This window comes from Martelella sp. UBA3392 (assembly GCF_002358775.1).
In the GTDB taxonomy this organism is placed as follows: Bacteria; Pseudomonadota; Alphaproteobacteria; order Rhizobiales; family Rhizobiaceae; genus Martelella; species Martelella mediterranea.
This window is the reverse complement of record NZ_DEPM01000168.1, coordinates 473-12,876: the sequence shown is the minus strand read 5'-3', so window position 1 is coordinate 12,876 and position 12,404 is coordinate 473. Positions and strand designations below refer to the sequence as shown.

The 12,404-nt window shown below is 63.1% G+C and carries 9 protein-coding genes; 5 read left to right on the top strand and 4 right to left on the bottom strand.

What is annotated here, in order from left to right:
* Positions 1–323 (bottom strand): GFA family protein (locus tag B4E36_RS12830; RefSeq protein WP_345900429.1); only part of this gene is annotated, 323 nt, incomplete at its 3' end.
* A gap of 126 nt (positions 324–449) precedes the next feature.
* Here B4E36_RS12830 and cueR point away from each other — a divergent pair.
* Positions 450–848 carry a Cu(I)-responsive transcriptional regulator gene (gene cueR, locus B4E36_RS12825; protein ID WP_292052868.1) on the top strand — a complete coding sequence of 133 codons (399 nt, stop codon included), beginning with the start codon at positions 450–452 and terminating at the stop codon, positions 846–848.
* Between the two features lie 4 nt (positions 849–852).
* Here cueR and B4E36_RS12820 read toward each other — a convergent pair whose 3' ends face one another.
* Positions 853–1,734 carry a 3-hydroxybutyryl-CoA dehydrogenase gene (locus B4E36_RS12820; RefSeq protein WP_292052865.1) on the bottom strand — a complete coding sequence of 294 codons (882 nt, stop codon included), beginning with the start codon at positions 1,732–1,734 and terminating at the stop codon, positions 853–855.
* A 196-nt stretch (positions 1,735–1,930) separates the two neighbouring features.
* On the opposite strand from B4E36_RS12820, the gene dxr reads away from it, so the two are divergent.
* The gene (gene dxr, locus B4E36_RS12815; protein ID WP_292052862.1) at positions 1,931–3,094 is read left to right on the top strand and encodes a 1-deoxy-D-xylulose-5-phosphate reductoisomerase; all 1,164 of its coding nucleotides are present in this window, start codon (positions 1,931–1,933) and stop codon (positions 3,092–3,094) included.
* Here dxr and B4E36_RS12810 read toward each other — a convergent pair.
* The gene (locus B4E36_RS12810) at positions 3,084–4,199 is read right to left on the bottom strand and encodes a serine hydrolase domain-containing protein (protein ID WP_292052860.1); all 1,116 of its coding nucleotides are present in this window, start codon (positions 4,197–4,199) and stop codon (positions 3,084–3,086) included. The two genes, dxr and B4E36_RS12810, sit on opposite strands and share 11 nt — an antisense overlap.
* 121 nt (positions 4,200–4,320) lie before the next feature.
* Positions 4,321–5,535 carry a 5-aminolevulinate synthase gene (gene hemA, locus B4E36_RS12805; RefSeq protein WP_345900428.1) on the bottom strand — a complete coding sequence of 405 codons (1,215 nt, stop codon included), beginning with the start codon at positions 5,533–5,535 and terminating at the stop codon, positions 4,321–4,323.
* 414 nt (positions 5,536–5,949) lie between these two features.
* Between hemA and B4E36_RS12800 the strand changes: the two genes are divergently transcribed.
* The 3 genes from B4E36_RS12800 to B4E36_RS12790 form a co-directional block, all read left to right on the top strand.
* The gene (locus B4E36_RS12800) at positions 5,950–6,231 is read left to right on the top strand and encodes a glycine zipper domain-containing protein (protein WP_026173475.1); all 282 of its coding nucleotides are present in this window, start codon (positions 5,950–5,952) and stop codon (positions 6,229–6,231) included.
* A 211-nt stretch (positions 6,232–6,442) separates the two neighbouring features.
* A complete protein-coding gene (locus tag B4E36_RS12795; RefSeq protein WP_292052853.1) occupies positions 6,443–8,365 on the top strand; it encodes an autotransporter assembly complex protein TamA in 1,923 nt (640 codons plus the stop codon).
* A gap of 104 nt (positions 8,366–8,469) precedes the next feature.
* The coding region (locus B4E36_RS12790) for a translocation/assembly module TamB domain-containing protein (RefSeq protein ID WP_345900427.1) at positions 8,470–12,404 on the top strand (3,935 nt) is incomplete at its 3' end.

The following is a 12,404-nucleotide window of genomic DNA, read 5'->3' as shown; positions in this document are numbered from 1 at the left end:
GGCAGCGCAGCGCGCTGGTCGATCATACCCCAGCGTATCCCCCAATCGTCTTCATCTGCGCCTTCGCCGCCGGTAAACAGCGGCGAGCCGCAGTCTTCGCAGAAAAACTGCTCGCGTTTGCGTCCGCTCTCGGCCATTTTCCAATAGCTACGGGTTACGCCGGACGTGATCTCGACATCGGCACGCGGCACGAGAACGGTGGTCCGATAGGGCGAGCCGCTCAGGCGCTGACAATCGGTGCAATGGCAGATCACCACAGCGTCCGGATCGATTTCGGCTTCGAAGCGGACCTTGCCGCAATAGCATCCGCCGGTGATCTTCATGCGAACTCCGTTTCTTGAAGGTTCATCACCGTCGCACGAAGACAGGCGGCGAGACAACGGCCACGGACTTGAAGATTTTTGAAGCAGGCATCACATCTGCTGAACAGATGATCGGAGAAATTGGCCATGAACATCGGACAGGCTGCGAAACAATCGGGACTGCCGCCCAAGACCATCCGCTATTACGAGGAAATCGGCCTCGTTGTCGCCGACCGGGCCGAGAATGGCTATCGCGATTATTCCGCCAACCATGTCCACCGGCTGAATTTCATTCACCGCTCGCGCGATCTCGGCTTTTCGGTCGAGGAGTGCAGGCTCCTGCTGTCGCTCTATGACGACGACGCCCGCGAAAGCGCCGAGGTGAAGGCGCTGGCGACGGCCAAGATCGCGGAGATCGATGAGAAGCTCGCACGCCTCGCCGGCCTGAAGGCGACCCTCCAGCACCTCGCCGATCATTGCCATGGCGACCACCGGCCGGACTGCCCGATCCTGGAGGAACTTTCCTCAGGCAGTTGCTGCAACTGACGGCTTACCGCGTCGGCACCGGCTCCTCGCCGCGATAATCATAAAACCCGCGCCCGGATTTGCGGCCAAGCCAGCCGGCATCGACATATTTCACCAGCAGCGGGCACGGACGATATTTGTTGTCCGCCAGGCCTTCATGCAGCATCTGCATGCCCGAAAGGCAGGTGTCGAGGCCGATGAAATCGGCAAGCTCCAGCGGTCCCATCGGGTGGCGAGCGCCGAGCTTCATCGCGGTATCGATGTGGTCGACTGTCCCGACGCCCTCGTAGAGCACGTAGATCGCCTCGTTGATCATCGGCAGCAGGATGCGGTTGACGATGAAGGCCGGGAAGTCCTCCGAGACCGTCGGCGTCTTGCCGAGCGCGCGCACGAATTCCCGCGCGGTTTCGAAGGTCGCCTCGTCGGTGGCGATGCCGCGCACCAGTTCCACAAGCTCCATCACCGGCACGGGGTTCATGAAATGCACGCCCATGAACCGCTCCGGCCGGTCGGTGGCGGCGGCAAGCCGGGTGATCGAGAACGACGAGGTATTGCTGGCAAGCAGGGTTTCCGGCTTCAGGATCGGGCAGAGCCTGGCGTAAAGCGCCCGCTTTTCCGCCTCGTCCTCGGTGATCGCCTCGATCACGATATCGGCGGAGGCAAGGTCCTGGAGATCGGTGGAGGCGGTGATCAGCTTCAGCGCCTTTTTGCGCTCGTCATCGCTAAGCTTGCCGGAGGTTACCTGACGCGCCAGATTGCCGTTGATGGTGGCGAGCCCACGCTCGATCTGCTGCTTTCCAATGTCGATCAGGTGAACGTCGTAGCCGGCGATCGCCGAAACATGAGCGACGCCGCAGCCCATGGCCCCGGCCCCGATCACGCCAACGCGCTTGATACTCTCGGCCATCTCGCACTCCCTCGTTCCTCGTCTCTCGGTCGCCACAAGCGGCCCCGGACTTTGATAAAGCCTCGGGTCCGTTTTTTCCAGTGCCTTGCGGCGGGCCGGCCACCCGCGCCACAAAGCAAGGGAATATCGACCCGCCCCCTGTTGTCCGCCCGAAAAACCCGCTAGAGCCTGTCAGACAGGAACGACAGGCGGAAACATGCAGACGCGACGCATCGCAATCTTCGGCGCGACCGGCTCCATCGGTATCAACACGCTCGATGTCATCGCCCAGCTCGGCGGCAAAGACGCCTTCGAGATCACCGCGGTGACCGGCAATTCCAATGTCGCAGCTCTTGCGCGTCTCGCAATCGAGCACGGCGCCGCCATGGCCGTCACCGCCGATGAAAGCCGCTATGACGACCTGAAGCAAGCGCTTTCCGGCACCGGCATCGAAGCCGCTTCAGGCGCCAGCGGTCTCGACGAGGCGGCCTCACGCGAGAATGACATCGTGATGGCGGCGATCGTCGGCACGGCCGGGCTCGCCCCGACGCTGAAGGCCGCGGCAACAGGCGCGGACATTGCCCTTGCCAACAAGGAATGCCTGGTTTCCGCCGGTCCGCTGTTCACGGACGCGGTGAAACGCGGCGGCGGCATGCTGATCCCGGTCGACAGTGAGCATTCGGCGATCTTCCAGGTATTCGAAGAAAACCAGCGTCGCGCGCTCGACCGGGTGATCATCACCGCATCCGGCGGCCCGTTCCGCCAGATGTCGCTGGAAGAGATGCGTCATGTCGATGCGGCGACCGCGCGCGCCCATCCCAACTGGTCGATGGGGCTGAAAATCTCGATCGACAGCGCCTCGATGTTCAACAAGGCGCTGGAAATGATCGAGGCGCAGCATCTGTTCGACCTTGCGCCCGGACAGGTGGAGGTGGTGGTGCACCCCCAGTCGATCATCCATTCCATGGTCGGTTACGCCGATGGCTCGATCCTGGCCCAGCTCGGCGCGCCCGACATGCGCACGGCGATCGGCTATGCGCTCGCCTACCCTGAACGCCGCCCGCTTTCGGTGGAAAGGCTGGATTTCGCCAAGCTTGCGCGGCTCGATTTCGAAGCGCCCGACGAGACCCGCTTTCCCGCGCTCAGACTTGCCCGGCTCGCCATGGAACGCGGCGGGCTACAGGGCGCGGTGCTGAACGGCGCCAAGGAAGTGGCGCTCGAAGCCTTCATCGAAGGCCGCTGCGGCTTTCTGCAAATGGCCGAAATCACGGAAGGCGTGATGGCGGAGATGGACAATCTCCCCGCCGCAACGACGATCGATGACGTCTATAAGGCCGACAGCGAAGCGCGCCGGCGCGCGGCCGGCCTGCTCAGGCGTTAAAAAGCGCCCGCCATATTTCTCCGGGGAAGGCGCCGTTGCATCCTTCGACAGCGGTGTTCGTCATGATGATGGCCGCCGTGCCGCTTGCAGGGTCCAGAGCCCAGCAATTGCCGTAAACCCCGCCCCAGGTCACGGCCCCTTCCGGCAAGGCGGTTCCGGCTTCAGCCGGATTGACGACAACCGATCCGACATAGCCGAATGTCTTGCCTGGCCTAACGGCCAGAGCCCCGGTCTGCGTGGAAAGCGCCGCCCGGGCGGTCTGAGGCGTCAGCAGCCGGTGTCGACTGGCAAGCTCTTGCAGCAGCTTCAGGATATCGCCGGCCGTCCCCGCCATGCCGGCGCCGCCCGACTGATAGGCGCGGGGATTGAAGATGCGCGACGGCTCGAACGTAAAGGCGATGCCGTCCGCGTCGCGCACAGTATGGCGCGTTCCCATGCGCTCCGGCTCGGGCGCGCCATCGCCATAGGGCGTTGCCAGCCGCTGCGGGTCGGTGACGGAAAACCGCGTGTCGTCCATGCCGAGCGGGTCGGCGACATGTTGCCGGATAACGGCTTCCAGCTCAACGCCGGCAACAGAAGACAGCACCGCGCCGAGAATGTCGATCGCCACGGAATAGGCCCATGCCGTTCCGGGCGCAAAGGCGAGCGGAAAATGGTTCAGCCTGGAAAAATTCTGCTCAAAGGTGAGATCGGTATCGGTCAGGCCCGTATTCACCGTTTCGCCGGGCGGCAGTTGCCCGGCACCGCCGGTATAATCCAGTCCGGCCGTATGGGTGAGGAGATGGTGAAGCCGGATATCCGCCGGCTCACCATCCGGCCCGGTTGGGTGAAACCAGGGCAGATAATCGCGCACCCTGTCCTCGAGCGAGAGCAACCCCTTCTCCATCATGACCAGAGCCGTCGTCGCGACAATCGGCTTGGTGACAGAGGCAAGGCGGAAAATCGTATCAGCGGCGACAGGATGGCCGCTTTCGCGATCGGCGAGACCGGCGGCGCGGGAAAAGACAAGCTCGTCCCCGCGCGCAATCATGACGACTGTGCCAACGATGCGCTTTTCACCGATGGCCTTGTCGATGGCCGCGTTTACACGTTTTTCAAATGACATGACGAAGGTCTCCGCAACGGTTTTGCCAAAGCAGTACGCCGGAGGCCGCAAACTTCAAGAAAAAAGCGGGCCGTGTTCCGCCCGCTTCTGAAAAAATCGTCCCGGCGCGGGGCTGACGCCATCAGGCGACGGCGCGCGCCAGGGCACACTGCGACCACAGCGAATGCAGCGCTGAAACCAGGTGATCCATGTCGGCATCGGTGTGCAGCGGGGTCGGCGTGAAGCGCAGGCGCTCGGTCTTGCGCGGCACGGTCGGATAGTTGATCGGCTGGACATAGACGCCGAAATCATCGAGCAGGATGTCCGAAATCCACTTGCACTTGGAAGCGTCGCCCACCATCACCGGCACGATATGGCTTGGATTGGGCATGTGCGGAATGCCCTGGCGGTCGAGCTTCGCGCGTAGCGTCTCCACCCGTTCGCGATGGCGGGTCCGCTCGATCTGGCTGACCTTGAGGTGACGGATCGAGGCGACCGCGCCGGCGGCAAGCGCCGGCGGCAGGGCGGTGGTGAAGATGAAACCGGAAGCAAAGGAGCGGATGAAATCGACCAGCGCCTTCGAGCCGGTGATATAGCCGCCCATGACGCCGAAGGCTTTGCCGAGCGTACCCTCGATAATCGTGATCCGGTCCATCAGTCCCTCGCGCTCGGCAACGCCGCCGCCGCGCGGGCCGTACATGCCGACGGCATGGACCTCGTCCAGATAGGTCATCGCGCCGTATTTGTCGGCGAGATCGCAGATTTCCTTGATCGGCGCGATATCGCCGTCCATCGAATAGACCGATTCGAAGGCGATCATCTTTGGCGCATCCGGATCGGCGGCCTTCAGCTTGGCCTCGAGATCGTTGAGGTCATTGTGGCGGAAGATCGCCCGCGCCGACTTGCCGTGGCGGATGCCTTCGATCATCGAGGCGTGGTTGAGCGCGTCGGAGAAGATGATCAGACCGGGGATTTTTTCGCCCAGCGTGCCGAGCGTTGCCCAGTTGGAAACATAGCCGGAGGTGAAGATCAGGGCTGCTTCCTTCTGGTGGAGATCAGCCAGTTCCTGCTCAAGCTGGACATGGTAGTAATTGGTGCCGGAAATATTGCGGGTGCCGCCGGCCCCTGCCCCGCAAGTTTCGATCGCCTCCTGCATGGCGGCGATCACGGTGGGACACTGGCCCATGCCGAGATAATCGTTGGAACACCAGACGGTGACGTTGGAGGCCGCGCCATCCTTGAACCGGGAGGCGCGCGGGAATTCGCCGCGATGACGCTTCAGTTCGGCGAAAACGCGGTAGCGGCCCTCATCATGCAGTTCCGCCAGCTCGTTTTTGAAGAATGCTTCGAAATCCATTACCCAGATGCTCCACCACCGGCCTTGTTGTTTTTGACAGGATTTGACGAAGTTCGCTCCCCGTCAACCCGCATCGCGACCTGTTTCCCGTCCTGCGACAATCAACCCTTAGTTTGAATTATTCCAAACTTTACCTACGCGCAACCGCCTCGGCAAAACTTGATCAGGGTCAATTTGCCGCACAGATTCGGATTTTTCGGAAATTTGGAACATATCTTTCCCCCGGACATTAAGCATTCACCTAAGGCGTAATAGGCTGGCGGAAGACCTTTTTGCTTTTCGCCGGATCGCTATTCGGGTATGTGTTGGAAGAGCGGCCGCAGGCTGCATGTGAGGGACGGCAGCGATCCGCTCCGGAACAATGGAGCGGTCGGATCGCGGCGGGACCAAAGCGCAAAAGGTGATGAGGGAATCATGAAAAAGTTTTTTGCAGGAATTGTGATCGGCGTTGCTTCGCTTGCGGCAACGGCCTGCACGCCTACCCAGGAAGGTGCGGCCATCGGCGCCGGCACCGGCGCCCTGGTCGGCACGGCGATTGACGGCGGCGGCCTCGGCGGCGCGCTTCTGGGCGGCGCCATCGGCGCGGGCGCCGGCGCGCTCGTCGGCCGGGCCGTCGAGAACCAGCCCGGCAAGTGCTACTATCGTGACCGCTACGGCCGCGAATACACCGACGATTGCCCGCCCGGCTACCGCTAAGAGATAGGGCCGCCGCCTCAAAAAGGGGGCGGCCCCGCCAAGGCGCGTCAATTGCGGCGATTGCCCACGGCAAAACCAGACCCGACATACAGCGACCGTAACCAACGGTTAATGCTGTTGCCGGGTTTTCGGTTTTCTTGGGCTATGCATTTGGAAACCTGCTAATATTTTATCGCATATGTAATTTTTCACGATCCGGTTCGAGTTGAAGATGGTACCCCGTTCAAAACGGCAAAGTTCAGGAATATCCCGCGCGCTCAAGCTGCTGCCGGCGATATCCGTTGCGATCTTCGCCGCCGGCGGCGAGGCGCAGGCGTTCAGCCTGTTCGGAATCCATCTCTGGGGCGAGGAGGAGGTCGACATCTCCTCGGTCCAGGATCCCGTTCACTATACCGTTACTTTCAGCGTGACAGGCGGCGACAGCGAGTTGGAAAGCTTCCTGCGCAAACGCTCGGCGCTGGTCAGCGACGAACGCCAGCCCGTTGACGGCGATCTCGGCGTGCTGGTGAAGGCGCGCGACGATCTGCAGATTCTTGTCGGCTCGCTGTTCGAGAAGGCCTATTATGGCGGGTTGGTGAATATCACCGTCAACGGACAGTCGATCGAGGATATCGTCGGCCTGCCCAATTTCGGACGCGAGGATCCGGTCCCGGTCAACGTTTCCATCAAGGCGGGTCCGATGTTCACCTTCGCGCGGGTCAATCTCGAGGGTGCGCCGGCAAGCTTCAACCCTGCAAAGCTCGATCTCGTGGCCGGAAAGCCGGCCTATTCGACAACCATTCTCGCGGCCGCCCGTGAGATCACCACCGAGCTCAAGGACCAGGGCCACCCGTTCGCGACCATCACCCGGCGCGAGGTGATTGCCGATCACGCCAATTCCACGGTCGATGTCGACATCCGCGCCGATGACGGTCCGGTCGCGGATCTGGGGCAGATCGCGGTGAAAGGCTCCGAAGCCGTCGAACCCGATTTCATCCGGCGCTATTCGCGGCTGAAGCCCGGCGAGCAGTATTCGCCCGAGCAGCTCACCGCCGCCGCCAACCGGCTGCGCTCGCTGAACACATTCGATTCGGTGACGATCACCACCGCGAGCGCGCTGGACGATGACGGCCAGTTGCCGACGACCATCACCGTGCGCGATGGCAAGTTCCGCTATTACGGCTTCGGCGCCACCGTATCCTCGATCGACGGCCTCGGGCTCGAAGGCTATTGGGGCCACCGCAACCTGTTCGGCCAGGCTGAGGGCCTTCGCCTTGAGGCCGGCGTTTCCAGGATCGGCGCTTCGGACGATTACGGCGTCAACTCGCTCGATCTCGCCGGCGGCATCACCTTCACCAAGCCCGGCCTGTTCCATCCGTCCGGCATGTTTACCGCAAGCCTGCTGACCGCGACGGAGAACCCGGACGCCTATAACGCCAAATCCGTGGCCGGCAGTGTCAGCTACACCTATGAGCAGAACGAGTACAACACGATCAGCGCCGGCCTGACGCTCGACTATTCCCACATCAAGGACGCCTTCGGCACCGAGGATTACCTGACCTTTTCCGCGCCGATCGGCTTCGACCGCGACACGAGAAACGACCCGCTGAACCCGACCGAGGGGATCTATCTGATCACCACGGCAGAGCCTTCCTATGATTTCCTGGGCGGCAATTTCTTCTCGTCCTTCGATGCCGTCGGCTCCACCTATTTCTCGGCGGGCGAGGATGATCGGTTTACGCTTGCCGCGCGCGTCGGGGCCGGCACCATCGTCGGCGGTGGCGACCTCAAGGACATTCCCGCAAACGACCGGTTTTATGCCGGCGGCGGCGGCAGCGTGCGCGGCTATGCCTACAAGTCGATCTCGCCGCGGCTCGCCAATGGCGAGGAAACCGGCGGCCGTTCCTATGTCGAGGCGACGCTGGAGGCCCGCATCGGCGTGACCGAGAATATCCAGGTCGTGCCGTTCATCGACGCAGCCGATGTCTCCGCCGACCAGTTCCCCGACTTTTCCGATATCCGCGCCGGCGCCGGCATCGGGGTGCGGTATCTGACCGGCTTCGGCCCGATCCGCCTCGACGTCGCCGTTCCGCTCGATCGCTATCCCGGCGGCGACCATTACGGCATCTATGCGGGTATCGGACAGAGTTTTTAGTCACCTCCTTGCAATTGACGATGCATTCATGCCTTTCATGGCATGATTGGAAAAACGCGCAAATCGCTCTAAATGCTTAAGGAAAATTGCGCCCGAGGAGTTTCATGGCGGTGTTCTTCAAACGACTGTTTCAGGTGATTGCGGGTCTTTTGGCTTTGGTGATCGTGATTATCGCCGCCGCCGTCATCCTGATCGGCTATACCGATGCCGGCGCGAATTTCGCCGTCCGCCAGATCACCAAACGGATCGCCTCCCCGGATTTCGCCGTCCATGTGGGCAGGGTCAGCGCGCCGCTGACCGGCAATTTCACCGTCGACAGCGTCACCGTCTCCGATATCAAGGGTCCCTATGCCACGGTCGAGGGCATCGCGCTCGACTGGTCGCCAATGGCGCTGTTCAGGGGACGCTTTGCCGCCGAGAGCCTGTCGGCGCGCACGGTTTCGCTTTCCCGTCTCCCCGTTCCGGGCAAGCCGGCGCCGGAGAAGGCGCAGTCGAGCGGCGGGTTTTCGCTGCCGATCGGCATCGATATCGAAAAATTCGATTTCCCTGAGATCGACATAGCCGAAGCCGTGGCGGGCGAAGCCTATCCACTTTCCGCCTCCGGCCATGTCAGCGCCGTGACCGACCGGATCTCGACCGCGCTCGACATCGAGCATCGCGCCCGCGCCGGCACTTATGTAAAGGCCGATATCGATTATGCGCCGGGCGAGAACCTCCTCGATATCACCGCCGAGGTGAACGAGCCGGAAGGCGGCATGGTCGCAACCCTGCTGAAACTGCCCGGCACGCCGGCGCTCAACATCGCGATCGATGGCAACGGCCCGCTTTCTGACTGGAAGGGACAACTGACGGCCGCGCTCTCCGGCGAGAAACTCGGCGAGATCGACATCCGCCACCAGTTGAGCGACAAGGACGAGCGCACTGTCACCGTCACCGGCCAGGGCGAATTCGCCGCGCTGACGCCGCCGGAATTCCAGTCTTTGGTCGAGGGCCAGACCGGCATCGACGTTCAGGCGACGCTTTATCCCGGAGGGCGGATCGCGATCGGCAAGGGCCGGGTCGAGACCGGCAGCTTCGTTCTGAATGCTTCGGGCGCCTATGATCCCAAGGGCGAAAACGACCTCGACGTCACGCTTGACGGCGTCAATGACGGTTCCGTGCCGTTTTCCATGGCGATGGGCGACGACGGCACGCTGTCGCTCTCTCTTGAGAATGCCAGCGTCAGCCTTCACGGCGCGGCCGAAAGCGCGGACCTATCGGCATCGGTCACGCTCTCGCAGCTCTCCCTGCCGCAAGTCTCGACAAGCGGCGTTTCTCTGGCGGCAAACGGCAAGGGCTTTGACCTTTCCACCCGCACCGGCGCTTTCAATGCCGGGCTTACGGTTGAAAGCCTTGCGTTCCGCGACGAAAGCCTCGACCGGATGATCGAGGCCCCGCTTTCGCTCAAGACGCGGGTGACGCTCGCCAAAGGAAGCGTGAAGCTCGACGATATCGCGCTTGAAAGCGGCAGCATCGGCGCCACGGCCAATGTCGATTATGACCTTGAGTCGCAGGACGCGACCGGCCACGCCAGACTGTTCGTGCTCGCCGACGCGCTTCCCGATGCGGCCGCCGGCCTGATCGACGACATGACCCGGATCGAGAGCGATTTCTTCCTCTCGACCGCGTCCGGCGCCGTGGCGCTCTCCAATCTCGAGGTGGAAAACGGGCTGCTGACCGCCGGCGGCGATGTCCGCGTCACCGGGGGGACGATCGACGCGACGCTGAAGGCGACGGTCGCCGAACTCGGACGGCTCGCGCCGCAGGTCAAGGGCTCGGCCGTGCTTGACGCCACGATCGGCGGCGAACTGACCGCGCCCGAAATCGACGCCACGGTGAGAGCCGACAGTCTCGACATCACCGGCGAGACGCTTGAGAATTTCGTCGCCACGATCAAGGGCAAGGCGGACATGTCGGCACCCTCCGGCGCGCTTACCGCAAAGGGCAGCTATGCCGGCGCGCCGCTTTCGCTGTCGGCAAACGTCACCTCCAATGACGGCCAGATCGAGATCGCGGGCATTGATGGCGCGGTGGGCAAAAACACGCTTTCCGGCGACATTATCCTCAACAGCAAGTTCCAGCCCGCCGGCGGCATCAGCTTCGATTTTCCGGACCTGAAGCTGCTCGCCGGCCTCGCCGGCCAGAAGGCCGAGGGCGCGATCTCCGGCCGCGTCGAGCTCGACAACGCCAATGACAGGCTGGGCCTGTCGATCGACGCCAGAAGCGACGGCATCACCACCAACGGCGTAACCGCAAGAAATCTCGACGCCGACATGACGGTTGCCGATGTCGCGGCGCTGAAGGCAAGCGGCAAGATCACGCTTGGTTCTGTTGCCGTGGCCGGTCAGACCGTCACCGACATCACGCTTACGGCCAGCAACCAGGACACCACGACGAATTTCGACCTCGCGGCCCGCTACGACGGTCAACCGGTATCGCTGGAAGCGGCCGTGAACCGCGGGGATACGATGACGATCGACCTCAGGCGGCTCGAAGGCTCGCCGATGGGTCTCGGCCTTCGGCTGGTCGAACCCGGGCGGATCACCATCGCCAATGGCACGACCAATATCCAAAGCCTGAGGCTCGGGATCGGTGGCGGCACGGTTGCCGTGAACGGCAGCGTCGGCGACAGGCTGAACCTGACGGCCAACATCAACGGCGTTTCCGCCGCGATCGCCAACCAGTTCGTTCCCTCGCTCGGCGCCAGCGGCACGATCTCGGGCACGGTGACGGCGGGCGGCACGACGGCCAGCCCCACGGCCGACTACAATCTCCGCCTCGACAACGGCAATCTGGCCCAGACAAGCGCGCTTGGCGGACAGCCGTTCAACGTCACCACCACCGGTCGCTATGACGGCAGCCAGGTGACGACCGACACCACGATCACCAATGCGCAGGGCATCAACGCGCGCGCCACCGGCTCGGTCGGGCTCACCGGCAACAGGCCGCTGAACCTGTCGATCAATGGTCGCCTGCCGATGCAGATCGCCGCAGCACTTGCCGCCAATTCCGGTTTCGCCATTTCCGGCAACGCCGATGTCAACATGACGGTCGGCGGCACGCTGACGAGCCCGAGCTATTCGGGCGGCGTCGACCTCGCGATCAGCGCGCTGACCGACATCAGGCGCGGCATTTCGCTCAACGATATCGGCGGGCGCGTCTCCCTTTCCGGGGACCGGGTGCAGATCGACGGCATCACCGGCAGGCTCGCCGCCGGCGGCACGCTGACGATCAGCGGCAGCGTCGGACTGACCGGCGGTTTTCCCGCATCGCTGAAGCTCGTGGCCGACAATGCGGTCATCAATGACGGACGATTGCTGACGACCACGGCCAACGGCACATTGACGCTGGAAGGACCGATCCTGACCCAGCCGACGCTTGCCGGCCGGCTGACGCTTGCCCGCACGGCGATCGTCATTCCCGACCGGCTGCCGGCGTCGATATCGCAGATCGACATCGTGCATCAGGACGCATCGAAGGCCGTGCTCAGGCAGGCGGAGGAGCTTTCTCCGCCTCAGGCCAGCGAAGCGCGCACCACCATGGCGCTCGACCTCACCATCTCGGCCCCCAACGCGATTTTCGTGCGCGGACGCGGCGTCGATGCCGAGCTCGGCGGCAATGTGCGGATCACCGGCACGACCCAGAACCCGGTCGTCAGCGGCGGTTTCGATCTGATTCGCGGCCGGCTTTCGATCCTCAACCGGCGGCTTGATTTCACGCAAGGGCGGATCACCTTCGGCGGCGCGCTGATCCCGATGATCGATCTGAGGGCCAACACCAATGCCGGCTCCACCGCGATCACCATCGCGCTTGAAGGCGTGGCCAATGACCCGCAGGTGAAGCTGAGCTCGACGCCGGCGCTGCCGGATGACGAGATCCTGGCGCAACTGCTGTTCAACCAGTCCTCATCGCAGCTCTCCGCGCTTCAGATCGCCCAGCTTGCCGATGCGGTCATTCAGTTGACCGGCGGGACCGATCAGTCGCTGTTCGGCTCGATCCG